Source organism: Capillimicrobium parvum (genome assembly GCF_021172045.1).
Lineage (GTDB): Bacteria > Actinomycetota > Thermoleophilia > Solirubrobacterales > Solirubrobacteraceae > Capillimicrobium > Capillimicrobium parvum.
This window is the reverse complement of record NZ_CP087164.1, coordinates 978,579-995,791: the sequence shown is the minus strand read 5'-3', so window position 1 is coordinate 995,791 and position 17,213 is coordinate 978,579. Positions and strand designations below refer to the sequence as shown.

20 protein-coding genes are annotated in these 17,213 nt (G+C 72.2%); 10 read left to right on the top strand and 10 right to left on the bottom strand.

The window, feature by feature from the left end:
- The first annotated feature begins 25 nt into the window (after positions 1-25).
- Both DSM104329_RS04890 and DSM104329_RS04885 read left to right on the top strand, forming a co-directional pair.
- Complete coding sequence (locus DSM104329_RS04890; protein WP_259314273.1) at positions 26-505, top strand: hypothetical protein; 480 nt, start codon at positions 26-28, stop codon at positions 503-505.
- A gap of 308 nt (positions 506-813) precedes the next feature.
- The gene (locus tag DSM104329_RS04885) at positions 814-1,434 is read left to right on the top strand and encodes an RNA polymerase sigma factor (protein WP_259314272.1); all 621 of its coding nucleotides are present in this window, start codon (positions 814-816) and stop codon (positions 1,432-1,434) included.
- A gap of 26 nt (positions 1,435-1,460) precedes the next feature.
- Here the strand turns inward: DSM104329_RS04885 and DSM104329_RS04880 are convergent, their stop codons facing one another.
- A complete protein-coding gene (locus DSM104329_RS04880; protein WP_259314271.1) occupies positions 1,461-1,856 on the bottom strand; it encodes a hypothetical protein in 396 nt (131 codons plus the stop codon).
- A gap of 15 nt (positions 1,857-1,871) precedes the next feature.
- On the opposite strand from DSM104329_RS04880, the gene DSM104329_RS04875 reads away from it, so the two are divergent.
- The 5 genes from DSM104329_RS04875 to DSM104329_RS04855 are packed head-to-tail and all read left to right on the top strand — an operon-like array spanning position 1,872 to position 7,237.
- The gene (locus DSM104329_RS04875; protein ID WP_259314270.1) at positions 1,872-3,110 is read left to right on the top strand and encodes a glycoside hydrolase family 5 protein; all 1,239 of its coding nucleotides are present in this window, start codon (positions 1,872-1,874) and stop codon (positions 3,108-3,110) included.
- Positions 3,111-3,167: 57 nt separating this feature from the next.
- Positions 3,168-3,896, top strand: coding sequence for an RraA family protein (locus DSM104329_RS04870; RefSeq protein WP_259314269.1), 729 nt, complete (start codon positions 3,168-3,170; stop codon positions 3,894-3,896).
- A gap of 7 nt (positions 3,897-3,903) precedes the next feature.
- Positions 3,904-5,136: a carboxylate--amine ligase gene (locus DSM104329_RS04865; RefSeq protein ID WP_259314268.1), complete on the top strand. Its 1,233-nt coding sequence runs from the start codon at positions 3,904-3,906 to the stop codon at positions 5,134-5,136.
- On the top strand, positions 5,136-6,053 hold the full coding sequence (locus DSM104329_RS04860; protein WP_259314267.1) for a DUF1932 domain-containing protein: 918 nt from the start codon (positions 5,136-5,138) through the stop codon (positions 6,051-6,053). Before DSM104329_RS04865 ends, DSM104329_RS04860 begins: the two co-directional genes overlap by 1 nt.
- Positions 6,035-7,237, top strand: a complete 1,203-nt coding sequence (locus DSM104329_RS04855) for a D-alanine--D-alanine ligase family protein (RefSeq protein ID WP_259314266.1) — start codon at positions 6,035-6,037, stop codon at positions 7,235-7,237. The genes DSM104329_RS04860 and DSM104329_RS04855 overlap by 19 nt, the downstream gene beginning before the upstream one ends.
- Here the strand turns inward: DSM104329_RS04855 and DSM104329_RS04850 are convergent.
- Complete coding sequence (locus DSM104329_RS04850; protein ID WP_259311247.1) at positions 7,234-8,196, bottom strand: IS481 family transposase; 963 nt, start codon at positions 8,194-8,196, stop codon at positions 7,234-7,236. The genes DSM104329_RS04855 and DSM104329_RS04850 overlap by 4 nt on opposite strands.
- 206 nt (positions 8,197-8,402) lie before the next feature.
- Positions 8,403-9,419, bottom strand: a complete 1,017-nt coding sequence (locus DSM104329_RS04845) for a phytanoyl-CoA dioxygenase family protein (protein ID WP_259314265.1) — start codon at positions 9,417-9,419, stop codon at positions 8,403-8,405.
- Between the two features lie 338 nt (positions 9,420-9,757).
- Between DSM104329_RS04845 and DSM104329_RS04840 the strand changes: the two genes are divergently transcribed.
- Together DSM104329_RS04840 and DSM104329_RS04835 are read left to right on the top strand one after the other, a co-directional pair.
- Positions 9,758-10,135 (top strand): VOC family protein, encoded by a 378-nt coding sequence (locus tag DSM104329_RS04840; RefSeq protein WP_259314264.1) that lies wholly within the window; start codon positions 9,758-9,760, stop codon positions 10,133-10,135.
- A gap of 45 nt (positions 10,136-10,180) precedes the next feature.
- Positions 10,181-10,615, top strand: a complete 435-nt coding sequence (locus DSM104329_RS04835; protein WP_259314263.1) for a cupin domain-containing protein — start codon at positions 10,181-10,183, stop codon at positions 10,613-10,615.
- Between the two features lie 21 nt (positions 10,616-10,636).
- On the opposite strand, the gene DSM104329_RS04830 is transcribed toward DSM104329_RS04835, so the two are convergent.
- From DSM104329_RS04830 to DSM104329_RS04800, 7 genes are all read right to left on the bottom strand, one after another.
- Positions 10,637-11,266, bottom strand: a complete 630-nt coding sequence (locus DSM104329_RS04830; protein ID WP_259314262.1) for a hypothetical protein — start codon at positions 11,264-11,266, stop codon at positions 10,637-10,639.
- An 8-nt stretch (positions 11,267-11,274) separates the two neighbouring features.
- Positions 11,275-11,892 carry a TetR/AcrR family transcriptional regulator gene (locus tag DSM104329_RS04825; RefSeq protein ID WP_259314261.1) on the bottom strand — a complete coding sequence of 206 codons (618 nt, stop codon included), beginning with the start codon at positions 11,890-11,892 and terminating at the stop codon, positions 11,275-11,277.
- A 137-nt stretch (positions 11,893-12,029) separates the two neighbouring features.
- Positions 12,030-12,485: a hypothetical protein gene (locus DSM104329_RS04820; protein ID WP_259314260.1), complete on the bottom strand. Its 456-nt coding sequence runs from the start codon at positions 12,483-12,485 to the stop codon at positions 12,030-12,032.
- Positions 12,486-12,487: 2 nt separating this feature from the next.
- Entirely contained in the window at positions 12,488-14,917 is a 2,430-nt protein-coding gene (lon, locus tag DSM104329_RS04815; protein WP_259314259.1) for an endopeptidase La, read from the bottom strand.
- Complete coding sequence (locus DSM104329_RS04810; RefSeq protein WP_259314258.1) at positions 14,914-15,441, bottom strand: Hsp20/alpha crystallin family protein; 528 nt, start codon at positions 15,439-15,441, stop codon at positions 14,914-14,916. Before DSM104329_RS04810 ends, lon begins: the two co-directional genes overlap by 4 nt.
- Before the next feature lie 4 nt (positions 15,442-15,445).
- A complete protein-coding gene (locus DSM104329_RS04805; protein ID WP_259314257.1) occupies positions 15,446-15,874 on the bottom strand; it encodes an SRPBCC family protein in 429 nt (142 codons plus the stop codon).
- A gap of 30 nt (positions 15,875-15,904) precedes the next feature.
- Positions 15,905-16,828, bottom strand: coding sequence for an NAD-dependent epimerase/dehydratase family protein (locus tag DSM104329_RS04800; protein WP_259314256.1), 924 nt, complete (start codon positions 16,826-16,828; stop codon positions 15,905-15,907).
- Between the two features lie 162 nt (positions 16,829-16,990).
- Here DSM104329_RS04800 and DSM104329_RS04795 point away from each other — a divergent pair, with 162 nt between their 5' ends.
- Complete coding sequence (locus DSM104329_RS04795; protein ID WP_259314255.1) at positions 16,991-17,212, top strand: hypothetical protein; 222 nt, start codon at positions 16,991-16,993, stop codon at positions 17,210-17,212.
- Position 17,213 lies beyond the last annotated feature (1 nt).

Sequence of the window (17,213 nt, the reverse complement as noted above, 5' to 3'; positions counted from 1 at the left end):
GCGACTGGGGCGTACCGGCCGATGTATGAACGCCAGGTGGATCCTGCTCACGCTCCTGCTTGTGCTTCTCGTCCCGGCGTCGGCGGCTCACGCCAAGACCAACTGCAAGGCGCCTCCCGGGACGGCCGCGGTCGAACAGTACTGCGAAAGCCTCCCTACAGCGGACGGTGATACCCATCTGGGCGACAAGCCCACACGCCCGCTCGCCTCAGTCCTCCCCAAGCCGATCGTCCATCGGCTCGAGAAGGCGGGCGTCGCCGGTGAGGTCATCCTGGCGCTTCCCGCCGGACCCGCCCGCATGCACCAGGGCGGACGGCGGCAGACCTCCTTCGACCCGAGGGTGAAGGCCCTCCTGCCCGGCCCGGCGTTGAGTCCGAAGTCGGTGGTGGACGCCGCCGCGAGGAACGGCGCGGAACACATCGACCAGGGCTTCGGCTGGGCGCTCGTGCTCACGCTGTTCGGGCTCGGTGGCCTCTCGGTGGCCGGCTCCCTGCGCATCCGGTGAATGTGGTCGTCCGACACGAAGCCCACCCGCACCCACGCCGGGAGCGGGCCGCATCCCGGAGCGTGGTTGCGCGGCGTCGTGCCCGCGCGCCGGAGCGAGTGCCCTTCCGAACCACGTGCGGGTTCCGGGTTCTGGCGCAGCGGCGCCGCGGCCGCGGAGGAAGGCCCGGATTGACGCGGTTGCTCAACATCGTCTGTCAGGTAGAAAGCTCCCACGAAAGCTCCCGGGAATGTTGGGCCGGACGTGGGCAGAGTGGCACGGCATGCGTTTCTGCCGACTTGGTGACAGCATCGGCCTCGGGTCAGCGAGTGGCTAGCTCGAGCGTCCCGCAGCCGGTCGGGCTGCCGGGCGCCCGCAACCGTCCGCGCCCCTGGCGCCTGCGCCGCGGCACCATGCCGGTCGACGTCATCGAGACCGTGTACCGCGAGCACCTTCACGCGGTCTACGGCTTCTTCAGCTACTCGGTCGGCCGCGACACCGCCGAGGACCTCACGGCGGCCACGTTCGAGCGCATCGTCCGCTCGTGGAACCGCTTCGACCCGGCGCGCTCGAGCGAGCAGACCTGGATCTTCGCCATCGCCCGCAACGTGCTCATCGACCATCTCCGCCGCCAGCGCCATCGCAACGGGCCCTCGCTCGACGAGCACCCGGAGATCGTCGACAGCATCGTGTCCGCCCAGGATCCGCTCGCCCAGGCGGTCAGCGTCGAGGGCGTCAAGGCGTGGCTCTCGCAGCTGCGCCCGCGCGAGCGCGAGGTCGTCGCGCTGCGCTACTGCGCCGACCTGTCGGTCGCCGAGATCGCCCAGTGCATGGACACGACGCCCGCCAACGTGCATCAGATCTGCTCGCGTGCCCTGCGCCGGCTGCGCGAGACGGTCGACCCGGCCACCGGGCAACCCCAGCAGCAGCTCGCCAGGGAATCGGCATGAGCCGTCCCAGCCCCGAGGGCCCGGTGTCAACGACAGCGGAGGTGCTGCTGCGGGACGAGCCGCGGCCGGCCGCCGAGTCGCAGCCGCCCGTCCGCGGTGACCGTGACGACCGGCTCGCGCTGCACGCGCCATTCCGTGACGCTGACGCACCGCTGCCCTGCCTCGGCTCCGTTCGTGCCACCGGTGCCGAGCGGGCGGACGCCGGCGATGCTCAGGACCAGCATCGCCGCGGCGAAGGCCGCGACGCCACCGACCGCGACGACGAGGCGCTGCGCGCGCCGCGGGCTCGGCCGCCACGACGGCCGCCGCCGCGCGCGGCGGGAGTCCACGAGCGATGCCTCGAGGTCCTGCGTGAACGCCAGGCTGGGCTCAGGGCGAGCCCGGCGCAGCAGCTGCTCCATGTCGGACAGGGGGGGCCCCACGGTGAGGAGCTACGCATGGCAGGCACCGTCTCTGACAACGGTCCCCGGCGCCGGCCCCGCTGCGAGCGGCGCTCGCACGGCCACAATGCCGACGGCGCCCAGGTGGCCATGACCCGCCGCCAGCTGCTCGTGGGCGCGGCGTTCGGCGCCGTCGCGACCGTTCTCTGCGGCGCCTGCGGGGAGGAGCGGCTCCCGGCGCCCCATCCCCTCACGGTCCCCGGGGGCGGCGGCGCCCACGCATACCTGCGAGGCATCAACAGCTACACGCTCAACTACGCCTCGCGTTGCGAACCCGGCGCCTCCTACCGCTACCTCGCGGCGCGGGGGCATCGGATCATCCGGCTGCCATTCCAATGGGGCTCGGTGCAGCGCAGCCTCGGCGGCCCACTCGACGAGCCGTTCCTCCGCCTCCTGACCGCCGAGGTGGCGGCCATCGGCCGCGCGGGCATGCGGGCGATCATCGACGTCCACAGCGGCGGCCGCCATCCCGACGTGGTCAAGGCGACCAGCACGCTCGGCGACGGCATCTCGCAGGAGGAGTTCGACGACCTCTGGCTGCGGCTGTCCGACGTCTTCCGCGACGACCGGCGCGTGTACGCCTACGACCTGATGAACGAGCCCTACGAGATCGCCGACGACGTGTGGCAGAGCTATTCGCAGGGTGTGGTGCAGGCGCTGCGCGCGCATGGCGACCGCACGCTGCTGTGGATCGAGGGCAACGACTACGCGTCCGCCGGAGCGTGGCGCGAGCATCAGCCCAAGCCGTGGATCGACGACCCGATCGACCGCCACGTCTACTCGGCCCACGCCTATCCGGGGATGACCTCCGAGGAGCCGCAGCGGGAGCCCACCGCCGCCGACCAGGACGAGTTCCTGCACGACCTGCGCCACTTCGTCGACTGGCTCTCCGAGTTCGACCGGCGCGGGTCGATCGGCGAGGTCGGCTGGCCGTCCGCGCGCCGCGTCGGCGCGGCCGGCGCGGCGGAGTGGAACCGGCTGGGCGACGCGTGGTACGAGATGGCCGACGAGGCGCGGCTGGACGTCACCTACTTCGGCGCCAGCTCGGCGTACGACAACTGGCTGTGGGCCTACAACGCGGCCCGCAACGGCCTGCACCTGCCGGGCCTGCACCAGGCGGAGTCCCAGGCGAAGGTCATCGAGGCCCATCCGTCCAGCTGGTGCGCGCCCCGCTGCGGCGCGCCCGCCGGCGCGGTCAAAGCGTCATGGGGCGCGACGCGGAGTCGCGGTGCCTGAAGCGATGTCGACGTTCCGCACACCAGGCGGGACAACGTGCGAGTAGGAGGTTGCTCGATGGTCAGCAAGCCGAAGTCCGCCGAGATGCACCCGGGGCCCGGATTCCGCATCCGCCTCGACATGGAACGGCCTGATCCCGCCGGCGTCGCGGCGCTCGGAGCGTTCCCGACGCCGAACATCTCCGACCTCACCAACCGCCTCTACGCGATGCACACGGCCATCAAGCCGATGACCTCGACGGCCACCATCGTGGGACCGGCGTTGACGGTGCGCTGCTATCCCGGCGACAACCTGATGGTCCACAAGAGCCTCGACGTCGCGCAGCCGGGCGACGTCGTCGTGATCGACACGAGCACGTCGTCGATGAACGCCGTCCTCGGCGACCTCATCTCCACCAAGGCGCGCCACCGGGGCATCGCCGGGTTCGTCGTGGACGGGCTGATCCGCGACCAGCCCGCGATCGAGGCGCTCGGCGACTTCCCCGTCTTCGCGCGCGGGATCACGCCGATCGGGCCGCTGCACCGCGGGCCGGGTGAGATCAACCACCCGATCTCGGCGGGGGGCGTCGTCGTGCACCCCGGAGACGTCATCGTCGGCGACGAATGCGGCGTGGTGGTGGTCCCCCACGCCAACGTCGGCGAGGTCCTGCGACGGCTCCAGGAGCAGTCGGCCGCCGAGTCCGACTACACGGACGCCGTCGCGCGCGGCGACTTCTCCAACGACTGGGTCGACACGATCCTCGACGCGCACGGCGTGGTGGCCGAGAGCGCCCTGGACAGGGTCTGACGGCGCGATGGGTGACGCGGGCACCCGTCGCGGGATGGACCGGGCCCCGGCGGTGCTGCTGGGCGGCCGAGGCCCGGCCCTGTCGGTCGCGCGATCGCTCGGAGCGCGAGGCGTGCGCGTGCACGTGCTCGCCGGGCAGCCGGGCCCGGTGGCGGGGTCGCGCCACTGCCACCGGTTCGTGGCGGCCCCCGGCGGGGGCCGGCTCCAGGAGCGCTGGCTGGACTGGCTCGAGCGCGAGGGCCCGGCGGGCGCCGTCGTCCTGCCGTGCGAGGACGACGGCCTGGAGCTCATCGCCCGCCATCGGGGCCGGCTCGAGCGGCTCGGCTATCTCCCGATCGAGGCCGACGACGACGTGGTGCTCGCGATGCTCGACAAGGAGGACACCTACCGGCGGGCCCGGGCCGTCGGCGTCCCCACCCCGGGCACCGTGATCGTCCGCGACGCGTCCGACGTGGGCCGCGCGGTCGCGGAGCTCGGGTTCCCGTGCGCGGTCAAGCCCGTGCACTCGCACGTCTGGCAGCGGCACTTCCGGGCCAAGCTGCTGCCGGTCGCGGACGAGCTGAGCCTGCGCACGACGGTGGCCGCGGCCAGGGAGCTGGGGATCGAGGTCATGGTCACGGAGATCATCCCCGGCGGCGACGACCAGTTCCTCTCCTACTACACCTACATCGACGACTCCGGCCGCCCGCTGTTCCACCTGACCAAGCGCAAGCTGCGCGGCTATCCCGTCCACTTCGGGCTGTCGACGTACCAGGTCATCGAGTGGCATCCCGACGTCGCGGAGCTCGGCCTGCGCTTCTTCGCCGGCGTCGGCCTGCGGGGCGTGGGCAACGTCGAGTTCAAGCGCGACGCCCGCGACGGCAGCCTGAAGCTGATCGAGTGCAACCACCGCTTCACCGCCGCCAACGAGCTCGTCCGGCGCGCCGGGGTCGACCTCGCAGGCATCGCCTACGACCGCGCCCGCGGGGCCGACGTGTCCCACACCCCGTCGGTCCGCGCCGGCGACCGGATGTGGCACGTCTGGGACGTGCCGGCGTTCCTGGGCTATCGAGCCCACGGCGAGGTGACCACCGCGGGATGGCTGCGCAGCCTGATGCACCCCTTCCACCTTCCGCACTTCCGCTGGTCGGATCCGGTTCCGAGCGCCATGGGAATGGCCCAGGGCGCCGCCAAGCTGCGCCGCAGGATCACACGGGACGGCCTGCGGGCGCCGCGGGCCAGGACGACGCGGGTGGCGTGATGCGCGCCGTCCCGCCCATCGGCATCATCGGCTTCGGGGAGCTCGGCTCCGTGCTGACGGCCCGGATGGTCGAGAGCGGCCTGCCCGACGTCCGCGCCTACCGCCGACCGCGGCCCGAGCCACAGGCCGGCGCGCGGGCCCGCGAGGTGCGGGAGCTCGGCGCGCGGCCGTCGGCGACGCTGGCGGACGCGGTCGCCGGGGCCGGCGTGGTCGTCAGCGCGGTCCCGGCGACGGTGGCCGGCGACGTGGCGCGCGCGTGTGCCGAGCTGCTCGAGCCCGGCGCGCTGTTCGCCGACGTGAGCGCCGGCGAGCCGGGGCACAAGGCGGCCGCCGCGGACGCGATCGCCGTCCGCGGCGGTACCTACGCCGACGTGGCGGTGATGGGCACCGTGGTGATGAGCGGCTGGGCCGTGCCGATGATCGCCAGCGGCCCGGGCGCGCCCGCATGGGAGCGGTTCGCGGGCGGGCTCGGCATGACCGTCCGGGCGATCGACGGCCCCGCCGGCCGCGCCTCGCTGATCAAGCTGCTGCGCAGCGTGTACATGAAGGGCCGCGACGCGCTCATCGCCGAGACGCTGCTGGCCGCGCGGCGCCACGGCGTCGACCGTGAGCTGCTGCCGACGATCGCCGGCCCGGGCGAGCAGGTCTCCTTCCCCGAGCTCGCCGAGCGCGTGATGTGCAGCCTGGCGCTGCACGCGCAGCGCCGCGCCGACGAGCTGGCGGGATCGGCGGCCGTGCTGGAGGCGGCCGGCGTCGAGCCGCTGGTGACGTGCGCAGCCTCCGAGCGGCTGCGCCGTGTCGCCGCGATGGGCCTGCGCGAGCGCTTCGACGGCCGTCGGCCCGGGGAGCTGAGCGCCGTGCTCGACGCCATCGACGAGCGGTGCACGACCAACGGCCCGTGGAGCGCAGAGGCGTGACCGCCCGCGACACGGTCGCGCTCAGAGCCCTCCAGGCCCTGACGGCGACCCAGCGCGGACGCGACCTCGCCCCGCGCCTGGACCTCCTGCGCGGCACCGGCGTGCGGCACGTCGTGCACCGCATGCGCCACGGCCTGCACCGCGGCGAGATCGCGCCCGGGGTCAAGCACGCCGTCTACCGGCGGATCTGGAGCGACGCGGCCGCTGCGTTGGGGGCCGACATCCTCGAGGAGCTGCCCGGCGGCATCCTCGAGATCGGGCACGGTCCCGCACGGACGCGAGTGTTCGAGCAGACGGTGGCGCTCGACGACGCGGTCACGCTGCGCCTGGCGATCGACAAGCGGACCGTGCACCAGCTCCTGCTGCGCGCGCGGGTCCCCGTGCCCGTGCACCGCGACTTCACCCGCGACGATCCGGCCCGGGGGCTCGAGTTCCTGGCCCGCGAGCCCGGGCCGTGCGTGGTGAAGGCAGCGACCGGCACCGGCGGCGGCGACGGTACGACGTGCGGGGTGAGGACTGCCGAGGACCTGACGCGAGCCGCCATGCGCGCCGGCCGCCGCTCGGACACGCTGCTCATCGAACGCCAGGCGCGCGGCTCGGTGTACCGGCTGCTGTTTCTGGACGACCGTCTGCTGGACGTCGTCTGCCAGTCGTCGCCCACCGTCGACGGGGACGGCACGTCGACCGTCGAGGAGCTCATCCGGGCCGAGAACCGCCGCCGGGCGCGGGCGGGCGGCGCGGACGGGATCTACCCGCTGCGCGTCGACCTGGACTGCCTCCTCACCCTGTCACACGCCGGTCTCGCGCTCGGCTCGGTTCCCGCCGCGGGGGCGCGCTGCACGGTCAAGATCGCCACCAACGAGGCGCGGGTCGAGGACTGCCGGACCGCTCGCGACGAGCTCTGCGACGCCATCGTCGAGGATGCCCACACGGCGGTCCGTACGCTCGGGGTGCGCCTGGCCGGCGTCGACCTGGTCACCGCTGACCCGTCGCGGCCGCTGCGCGAGACGGGCGGCGTGATCAACGAGGTCAACGGCACGCCCGCGCTGCATCGCCACTATCAGGTGTCGGACCGTCAGAACCTCATGCCCGTCGCCGAGCCGGTGCTCGCGTACCTGCTCGGCATCGAGCCCGACGAGCCGGCCGCGCCGGCGCGCTTCTCGTCGAGCCGGGTCCGGGCCTAGCTGTCGAGCCCGGTGACCTGCCGAACGCGGTCGAGTGGGGGTCGGTTGCCGAGGGCGCTGTGGGTGCGCCGCTCGTTGTAGTGGCGCACCCAGTGTGGCAGCGAAGCTCGACGGGCCTCGCTTGAGGCGTATTCGAGCGCGTAGGCCCACTCACGCTGCAGCGTCTGCTGGTAGCGCTCCACTTTGCCGTTGGTGCGCGGCGTGTAGGGCCGCGTGCGGAGGTGATTCATCGCCCTGGCGTGCAGCAGTGCCTTGAGCGTCTTGTTGTGGACGTAGGCGAACGCGTTGTCGGTCATCAGTCGCTCGGCGACGATGCCGTGCTCGAGGAAGAAGTCCAGCGCGCGACGGGTAAACGCGGTGACCGTGGCGGCCTTCTCGTCGTCGTGGATCTCGCTGTAGGCCAGGCGGCTGCAATCGTCGACGATCGAGTGGCAGTACTCCCAACCGACCCGCCGTGAGCGCCTGGTGCGGTCGCCGGTGACGGCGTGGCCGGGCTCGGTGAACTTGCCGAAGCGCTTGACGTCCATGTGCAGCAGGTTGCCGGGGCACGGCCACTCATAGCGGACGACCGCCGGCCGCTCAGGGGCGGGGCGCCGGGACACGCCGGCGCGTTGCAGGACTCGGTGGACGGTCGAGTGCGACCGCGCGATCTCGGGCTCGTCGGCGAGCCTCCGTGGGCTCCATCCGGTCCGCTTGCGCAGCTCGCAGATCCGCTGGGCCTCCTCGGCTGGCACCTGTCGCGGTGAGCGGTGCGGGCGGCTGGAGCGCTCGGTCAGACACGCCAGCGATGTTTGCTCGTCCGGCGTGGCTTGGCGCCAGCGATGCACCCACTCCCACACGGTCGACTTCGAGACGTTCGCCCAGGGGGCCGCCTGGGCGAACGTCTCGCCGTCGTCAACAACACGACGAACGACAACCTCGCGTCCACGCGCGGTGAACCGGGCTCTATGGTGCGCCATCCGGGCCTCCTTGAGACGTGTGAGCTTCGACACCCACACCCTCTCGGCAGGCCCGGACCTACTTCACGGCGTTCGGAACGTCCCTGGGCACGTCACCTAGCGCGTCGCCGCGCCAGGCCCGTCGCGCTTCTCGTCAAGCCGGGTCCGGGCCCAGCGCGTCGCCGCGCCAGGCCCGTCCCGCGGGGCCGACGTCGACTGCTCGCCTCTCAGCCCCGTTGTTCTGCGCCCACGGCGCTCAGCTGCGCGCCGAGCGGTGCGCGCAGCAGGTCGAGGACGCCGATCTCCGCCATTGCGCGGACGGCCACGGCCACGTCGTCGTCCGGCGTGCCCGCCTCGGCGAGCGTGTCGACGTCGCGGACGCCGTCGACGGTCTGCAGCAGGCGGAACTGCGCCGACGTCAGCGGGGCCTCGTCGCCGCCCCAGAGCTTCGCGCGGACCGACGTCTCCCACCACTCATGGCGGGCATGCGCGCGCGCCACCGAGTCCAGCCGCCGGGAGAGGACGGGGTACAGCTCGCCGATCTCGGAGCTGCCCAGGGCGGCGAGCGTCGCCTCGCGGCGGGCGGGCGTCGCCGGATCCTCGCCGAGCGGATCGCAGTCGAAGTCGTTGAACTTGAAGTAGAGGTTGTACGAGTCGGCCGAGTTGCGCCGAAGGTGCCACGTGCAGTTGCCGTGGAAGACGACGACGTCGCCCGGGCGGTCGTCGATGACGACCTCGCGCGCGGAGCGCACCACGACCTCGGGCTTCTCGTGCGCGGGCAGGCTGTCGTACAGGTCCGCGGCGGTGTTGAACGGGTTGAGCTCGAGGTGGTCGTACGGATAGATGACGAGTTGCGAGCCGGCCGGGATGTCGATCGAGAGACCGACCGAGATCTGGGACGCGTAGCGGTCCTTGTGCGGCGCCGGCTCCGGATCGGCGGCGCTGTCGTAGCCGTTGATGTGGCGCTCGGAGAGCGTCATCGTGGACCGCTCCAGACCGGTGAGCCGGCAGAGCGGGTCGAACAGCTCGCGCTCGTGGTCGACGTCGGCGGGCAGGTCGAACAGCGACTGCTCCTTCTTGCCCGGGATCGCCCGCGACGCGATCCGGGTGTCGTCGAACGAGTCGGCGATGTACCGGCGGACGTACTCATGGAACTCGGGGTCGATGCCGCCGGGGATGTACACCCATCCCTGGCGCTCGAAGGTCTCACGGTGATCCGCGGGATCGAAGGCGAAGACGTTCACGGTGGGTAGCTCCTCGGTGTGCGCGACAGGCCGCGGGTCGGATACGCCGTCATGTACGGACGTGGGCGGGCGTCGCTGACAATGGTCACTCACGTGCCGTTTGGCTGACCAGCCAGTCAGGAGCACCGTGTCGGTCCATGATCGCCGCTGAAGGTCAGCTTCGACGACTTCGCCGACGTGAGCGCCGGCCGGGCCGATCCGCGGGTCCTCATGCTGCGCCGCCGCCTGCGCGTGCGCGGCCGTCCGCGGGTGCTGCTGCGGCTGCCGCAGATCCTCGGCTGAGCCGCCGGTCACATCCGTTCAAGACGGCACGCCCGCGCCGGGCGTACGGTGCCGTCATGGACGTCATCCCCACCCTGCGCTACCGCGACGCGGACGCCGCGATCGCCTTCCTCACGAACGCTCTCGGGTTCACCGAGCACGCCGTCTACCGCGACGACGCCACGGGCGCCGTCGTCCACGCCGAGCTGCGCTTCGGCGACGGCATGGTGATGCTCGGCTCCGACCGCCCGGAGGGCGCCGAGGTCAACGCCCGGACGGGCGCCTCGTCGGTCTACTGCATCCTCGACGACGTCGGCGCCCGCTACGAGCAAGCGGTCGCCGGTGGCGCCACCGTGGTCCGCGAGCTGCGCGACGAGGACTACGGCGGACAGGGGTTCACCGTGCAGGACCCGGAAGGAAACCGCTGGTCGTTCGGAAGTTACCGTCCGGCTTGAAGCCGTTCTGAGAGGATCGAGCTTTCGCTATCGAGGGAGGCTCGGATGGAACCGACGAACATCGACGAGATCCAGACCGTGGCGCTCGTCTCCACCGCGACGCCGGACGCCGAGTGGATCGGCGGCTTCTTCGCGTACGGCGGGACGAACGGTGCGGTGGACAGCGTGACGATCTACTTCAAGATCCCGCCCGGCAAGCGGCTCGGCCGGCACGTCGACACCGCCGAGGAGGTGCAGTTCATCCTCGCCGGCAGCGGGCAGATCCTGCTCGACGACGGCCCCAAGGACATCCGCGCCGGCGACGCCATCACGCTGGCCGAGGGCGTCGCGCACGACCTGCACAACACCGGGACCGAGGACCTGCAGGTCATCGGCTTCTTCAACAAGGCTCAGGTCGAGCAGCACTGGAGCGAGGAGCGCTGGCCGCCGGACGAGAACCCGGTGACCGGCAGCCCGAACCGCGAGGGCGCGAAGGCCTGACGCCTGACCCGGCCTCGCCGCTCAGCCCGTGACGGTGGCCTCGGCGCGGATGCGCAGGCCGCCGTCCGCGGGCCGCGCGGTGAGCCGGTTCACGTGGATCCGCGGATCCGAGAACAGCGTCTGGTCGTCGATCGGCAGCCCCTCCGGGATCGCCACGACGTTGCCGTCGCGCGCGGTCACGCGGATCGTCACGGGCAGCGAGAGCCCGAGCGGGCCGTCGGCGTCCGCCTTGACGACCACGCCATCGGTGCCCGACGCACCGGCGTCGTAGCGCAGGTTGGAGATGTCCGCGGGAGCGAGGGCGCCCAACTGCTGGAGGTCGACCGTCGCCTCGCCGGAGGCGGTCGTGCCGCGCCGCGTGACGACGACGTCTCGCAGCGTGATGCCCTCCTGCGTGATCTGCGGGACGCGCAGGTCGAGCGGATCCTGGGCCAGCAGCGTGTCGAGCCGTCCCGAGCTGACCGCCTGGGCGGCGCGCAGAGCGTCGGCCTGACGGCGCAGCGCACCGGCGAGAGGGTCCACCTGCACCGCCACCGTCCGCACGCCGGCCCGCGGTGTGTCGCCATCGCCCCCGCTCAACCCGACGACGAGCGCGGCGGCGATCGCCAATGCGGCGACCACGAACAGCGCCACGGGCGCGTAGCGGCGCACCGCCCGGCTCAGGCCGGATCGGCGACGAGGGCGCGCACGGCGGCGACCCCGGCGGCGATCGTCTCGCGGTGGTCGCGCTGCGGGTCGAGCAGCATCCGCAGGGCGAGCCCGTCGGCCAGCGACAGCAGGACCTCGACGACCGCGGCGGGCGGCGCCGCGAGGTGCAGCACGCCCTCCTCCTGCTTGGCGGCGAGCACCGTAGCCACGTGCTGGCACATGCCGCGCTGGAGCTCCGCGTACTCGGCGGCGATCTCGGGGTTTCGCTGCGACAGGGTGAACAGCTCGAAGCCGACGGCGACCAGGTCCGGGTCGTGCTCGACGAGATCCTGCAGCGAGGCGACGAGCAGGTCGATGAAGTCGTCGGCGGTCTGCGCCTCGCCGAGCTGGGCCTCGAGGGCCTCCATCTTCAGCTCGCCGTCGCGGCGCACGACCTCGGTCAGCAGCCGCTCCTTCGTGCCGAAGTAGTAGTGCAGCAGCCCGCGGGAGACGCCGGCCTCGCGCGCGACGTGGTCGAACGTCGAGCCCGCGACGCCGCGCCGGGCGACCGAGCGGCGCATCGCCTCGACGATGCGCTGGGCCTTGTCGCCGGACAGCGTCCGCGGGTTGGAGGAGGCGGCGGCTTCCACCCTCTTCAGCCTATTGGCCCCAGAACGACGAAGGCGCCCCGTGGGGCGCCCTCGTGCTAGGGGTGGCGATGCCGGCCCGGCCTCCTACGGGGGGCTTCCGCCTCCTGCCGGCAGGAGGAGGGCCCCCGTGGATCACATCAGGAGGCGGCGGCCGCCGGGGTGGGCGGTGGTGCCGCAGGGGCCGTGGTCGACGTGTAGTCGAACTCCTCCTCGGCGCCGAAGAGGAGATCGAGCACCTTGTTGCGCAGCCCCTCGCTCAGCGCGAGCGCCAGACCGGCGCCCACGACGAGCAGCAGCAGCTTGCGGCCGCGGTGCTTCTTCTTCTTCTTCGGACCCTCGCGCAGCGCCTGCGTGGCGTCGCGGAGGGCCTCCGACGCGTTGTGAAGCTCCTTCTGGAACTTCTTGTCGTCGAGGATGACCTTCGCCGGCGTCTTGCCGTTCTGTAGGCGATCGAACGCGACCCGCGCGGAGTCGAACGCCGTCTTGAGGTTGTCGCGCAGATCCTCGTCCTGGACGAGGCGCTGCACGTACGGGCTGCTCTTGACGGCGAGCGCTGCGCTTCCCGCCTTCGCAGCCTTGGACTTCGCTGCCATTCTCACTTCCCTCGGGTCGCTTTTCGGGACCTTCGGCCAGCATATACCCGGCCGTTGGACCTCGCACCCCGGCTTTCGAGCGCGGCGTCGAGGACCTCGGACACTTCACGAACGAAGACGAACTCGAGATCCTCGCGCAGATGCTCGGGGACCTCGTCGGCATCGGCCTCGTTGCCGGCCGGCGCGATCACCCGCCGCAGGCCGTTGCGCTGGGCCGCCAGCGCCTTCTCCTTGAGCCCGCCGATCGGCAGGACCTGGCCCGTCAGCGTGACTTCACCGGTCATCGCCGTGTCGTCGCGCACGTGGTCGCCGGTGAGCAGCGACACGAGCGCGGTGACCATCGTGACGCCGGCGCTGGGCCCGTCCTTGGGAATCGCGCCGGCGGGCACGTGGACGTGGATGTCATGCTCGGCGAACCAGCCGTCGCCGAGCGTCTCGGGCGGATGGCTGCGCACGTAGGACAGCGCCGCCTGGGCCGACTCGCGCATGACGTCGCCGAGCTGGCCGGTGATCGTCAGCCGGCCCTTGCCCGGCATCGCGGTCGCCTCGACGAACAGCACGTCGCCGCCGGCCGGCGTCCAGGCGAGGCCGGTCGCGACGCCCGGCTGGCGCGTGCGCCGCTTGACGTCGGCGTGGAAGCGCGCCTTGCCGAGCAGCTCGCGGGCCCGCTGCTCGGTGATCGTCACGCGCTTGGAGAACGTGCCCTCGGCCACCTGACGGGCGACCTTGCGGCACACCGAGCCGATCTCGCGCTCGAGGTTGCGCACCCCCGCCTCGCGGGTGTAGTCGCGGATGATCGTCCGCAGCGCGGGGTTGCCGAAGGCGATCTGCGAGCGCTTCAGCCCGTTGCGCTCGATCTGGCGCGGCACGAGGTAGCGCTTGGCGATCTCGAGCTTCTCCTCCTCGGTGTAGCCGGCGAGCTGGATGACCTCCATGCGGTCGCGCAGCGCGCCCGGGATCGTGTCGAGCGTGTTCGCCGTCGTGACGAACATGACGTTCGACAGGTCGAACGGCACGTCGAGGTAGTGGTCGCGGAAGGTCGCGTTCTGCTCGGGATCGAGCACCTCGAGCATCGCGCTCGCCGGATCCCCGCGGTAGTCGGCGCCCATCTTGTCGATCTCGTCGATCATGAACAGCGGGTTGTGGGACTCCGCGTCGCGCAGCGCGCGGATGATGACGCCCGGCATCGCACCGACGTACGTCCGGCGATGACCGCGGATCTCCGCCTCGTCGCGCACGCCGCCCGCGCTGATGCGCTCGAACTTGCGCCCCAGCGCCCGTGCGATGGAGCGACCGAGCGACGTCTTGCCCACGCCGGGAGGCCCGACGAAGCAGAGGATCGATCCCCGCGCGTCCGGCTTGAGCTTGCGCACCGCCAGGAACTCGAGGATGCGGTCCTTGACCTGCTCGATGTCGTAGTGGTCCTCGTCGAGGACGGTCCGCGCATGCTCGAGGTCGAGGTTGTCGACGGTCGACTTGTCCCACGGGAGCGCGGCCAGCCACTCGAGGTACGTGCGGATGACCGCGTGCTCGGCGGCCATCGTCGGCAGCTTCTCCAGGCGCCCGAGCTCGCGCTCGGTCACCTCGCGGATCTCGTCGGGCAGGCCGGCCTGGTCGAGCTGCTCGCGCAGGTCGCGCGCCTCCGCCTCGGACTCGTCCTCCTCGCCGAGCTCCTCCTTGATCGCCTTGAGCTGCTGGCGCAGGAAGTACTCGCGTTGCGACGCCTCGAGCTCGGACTGCACCTGCGACTGGATCTTCGTCCCGATCGAGATGACCTCGGCCTCGCGGGCGAGGACCTGCGACAGCTTGCGCAGCCGCTTGGCGACGTCGAGCTCCTCGAGCAACTCCTGCTTCTCGGGCGTCTTCAGCCGCAGCGCGCCGGCGATGACGTTGGCGAGCGCGCCCGGCTCCTCGACGTTGGCGACCGCGATCTGCAGCTCCTCCGGCAGGTACGGCACGGCCTCGACGATCTGGCCGAACGTGCCCTGCACGTTGCGCATGAGCGCGGTCAGCTCGGTCGACTCCTCAACGACGTCGGGCGCGGGCGCGATCGCTGCGGACAGGAACGGCTTCTCGCCGATCCAGCGCGTGAGGCGCACGCGCTGCGTGCCCTGCACGAGGATGCGCAGCGTCCCGTCGGGGACCTTCAGCATCCGCGCGACGACGCCGACGACGCCGACCTCGTAGAGGTCTGCCGGGCCCGGCGTCTCGTTCTCCGGGTTGCGGCTGGCGACCATCACGAGCATGCGGTCGCGGCCGAGCACGTGGTTGACGAGCTCGACCGAGCGCTCCTGGCCGATCGCCAGCGGCGTCAGCGTGTCCGGGAAGGGGACCGTCTCGCGCAGCGGCAGGACCGGCAGCGAGTCCGGAAGCGGCCGGTCGGCCCCGATCTCGACGTCGCGGGGCTCGCCCTCGGTGACGACGTCGATCATTCGATCATCCCTGACGCCGGTCCGAGATCCGACGCGGCGGATGGGATGGCGCCCGCGCCGCCCGGACCGGCCTCGCGGGGCGGCGCGACCTCGATGGGGACGGTCCGTGACTTCGGGTCGGGCTCGATCAGGGGAAGCTCGACGCGCAGGAGGCCGTCATCGTAGGCGGCGCGCGCCCGGTCGGCCGCGATGTCGGCGCCCAGGGCCACCGTGCGGCGGAACGGCCCGTGCTCGATCTCGATCTGCTGGTAGACGCGCCCCTCCGCGTCGTCGGGCAGCCCGCGGCTGCCGGAGATGATCAGCTCGCGCCCGCGGATCTCGAGGTCGATCTGCTCGATGTCGATGCCGGCCAGCTCCGCGGTGACGATCGCGCGCGGCGGATCCCCGACGTAGGAGACGTCGACGCGCGGGGTGAAGCCGGCGCGGCGGTGCGGGGCCAGCGAGCGGTCGAACACCCCGCCGAAGAGCTCGTCCATCTCCCGGCGCATCCGCTCGAAGTTGGCGAAGAGATCACGTTCGGACACCGACTCAGCCTTTCTCGAGCAGCGCCTTGAGCCGTTGCAGCGAGGCGCGCGCCTCGCGCTCGGGCACCCCGCCCACCAGCGCGCGGCTGGCGACCGCGCCGAGAGGGCCGAACGGCGCCTTGAACTCGTTCTCGTAGTCGAAGCGGGTGCCGCCGTTCACCGCGGACAGGCGGTAGGCGGTGTGGGCGCGCGAGCGGGCGGGGCCCCGGCCCTGCCAGACCGCGACGCGCGGCTCATCGGACTCGGCGAGATCCCATTTGACGTGGAAGTTGACGCCGCGCAGGCAGAGCGTCTGCTCCATGTGGTCGTGGCCGTGCGCGCCCAGGCCGCGATGGATCGACACCCACTCGTGCAGGCGCTCCGGATCCATGACGACGTCCCAGACCTCCTGCGGCGTCGCGGCGATGTCGATCGAGCTGCTCACCTTCGTCACGGGATCGTGGACGGTACCGACCGATGCCGGTCACCGCGCGGCCAGGGCCTCACCCGCCTCCTCCCAGTCGCGCAGGGCCCGCTCGACGGCGGCGTCGAACGAGTGCATCCGCAGTCCGAGGATCTCGGCGGCGCGCTCGGCGCGCGGCAACAGATCGCCTTCCAGACCGGCCATGAGCGGGCCGATGAGCTCGTGGCTCTCGCCGGCCACGACGGCGGCGACCCGCGAGGTCAGCTCGGTCGCGGTGAACCCGAGCCGCAGCGGCGGGCGGCCGACGAGCATCGCGTCGGCGATGCGCTGCACCATCTCGCCGTAGGTCAGGACGTCGGGCCCGGCGAGGTCGAGCGAGCGGCCGCCCGCGGCCTGGCTCGTGGCGGCGGCGACGAGCGCGGCCTGGACGTCGCGCCCGTCGACGGGCTGGGTGCGGAAGTCGCGCCAGGCGGGCAGCGGCAGGACGGGCAGCCGTTCGACGAGGCGGACGAGGAAGCGGAACGACCGGCTGCCGGCTCCGATGACGATCGACGCGCGCAGCGCGACGGAGTCCGGGCCGCTCTCCATGACGAGCCGCTCGACCTCCAGCCGGCTGGCGAGGTGCGGCGAGGCGGCCCGGTCGGGCGGCACGAGGCCGCCCAGGTAGACCACCCGGCCGACGCCGGCCGCGCGCGCGGCGTCGCGGAACGTCGTGGCGGCGATGCGGTCCCGCGAGGCGAAGCCGTCCTCGCCGGCCTCCATCGAGTGGATGAGGTAGTAGGCGACGTCGATGCCGTCGAGCGCCGTGTCGAGCCCCGCGCCGCTGACCGCGTCGCCGCGATGGACGGTCAGGCCGAGGGCCGACGCGGCGGCCGCGCGCGACGGGTCGCGCGCGAGGCCGGTGACCTCGTGGCCGGCGGCGGCGAGCCGCGGTGCGAGCGCCGCTCCGACATAGCCCGTGACGCCGGTGACGAGAATCCGCATGGAGAGGTCCAATGTTTCCCGCCTCAGCGGCGAAAAAACGCGCAGGATGCGGGCACTTCGTCATGGAAACACGATCTTTGCAGGACTTTCACGAAACCTTTGCGTTTTGCGGGAAACGACGTTGCCCCGCCCCTCGCCAGTCTGGTTCGATGCCGATCTCGGATGGCGAAGGCGAAGAAGATCACCTGCGAAGACTGCTACTTCCGGCGCAACCTGCTGTGTGCGCTGACTCTCGACGAACCGTGCGCGACGTTCCGGCCCGACCACCCCGACGGGCTGCGCCCGCCGCTCCAGATGCGGTTCGTGTTCGGCCAGGAGCGGCGCACGCAGGCGGCCTGGGCGTTCCCCACGGCGCAGGAGCAGGCGGCGCTGCACGGAGCGTGAT

Bases quoted from the DNA above. Each gene is read 5' to 3' on its own strand.
- DSM104329_RS04870 (WP_259314269.1), top strand. From the start codon at position 3,168: ATGGTCAGCAAGCCGAAGTCCGCCGAGATGCACCCGGGGCCCGGATTC.
- DSM104329_RS04835 (WP_259314263.1), top strand. From the start codon at position 10,181: ATGGAACCGACGAACATCGACGAGATCCAGACCGTGGCGCTCGTCTCC.
- DSM104329_RS04840 (WP_259314264.1), top strand. From the start codon at position 9,758: ATGGACGTCATCCCCACCCTGCGCTACCGCGACGCGGACGCCGCGATC.
- DSM104329_RS04820 (WP_259314260.1), bottom strand. From the start codon at position 12,485: ATGGCAGCGAAGTCCAAGGCTGCGAAGGCGGGAAGCGCAGCGCTCGCC.
- DSM104329_RS04850 (WP_259311247.1), bottom strand. From the start codon at position 8,196: ATGGCGCACCATAGAGCCCGGTTCACCGCGCGTGGACGCGAGGTTGTC.
- DSM104329_RS04875 (WP_259314270.1), top strand. From the start codon at position 1,872: ATGGCAGGCACCGTCTCTGACAACGGTCCCCGGCGCCGGCCCCGCTGC.
- DSM104329_RS04860 (WP_259314267.1), top strand. From the start codon at position 5,136: ATGCGCGCCGTCCCGCCCATCGGCATCATCGGCTTCGGGGAGCTCGGC.
- DSM104329_RS04800 (WP_259314256.1), bottom strand. From the start codon at position 16,828: ATGCGGATTCTCGTCACCGGCGTCACGGGCTATGTCGGAGCGGCGCTC.
- DSM104329_RS04865 (WP_259314268.1), top strand. From the start codon at position 3,904: ATGGGTGACGCGGGCACCCGTCGCGGGATGGACCGGGCCCCGGCGGTG.
- DSM104329_RS04795 (WP_259314255.1), top strand. From the start codon at position 16,991: ATGGCGAAGGCGAAGAAGATCACCTGCGAAGACTGCTACTTCCGGCGC.
- DSM104329_RS04890 (WP_259314273.1), top strand. From the start codon at position 26: ATGAACGCCAGGTGGATCCTGCTCACGCTCCTGCTTGTGCTTCTCGTC.
- lon (WP_259314259.1), bottom strand. From the start codon at position 14,917: ATGATCGACGTCGTCACCGAGGGCGAGCCCCGCGACGTCGAGATCGGG.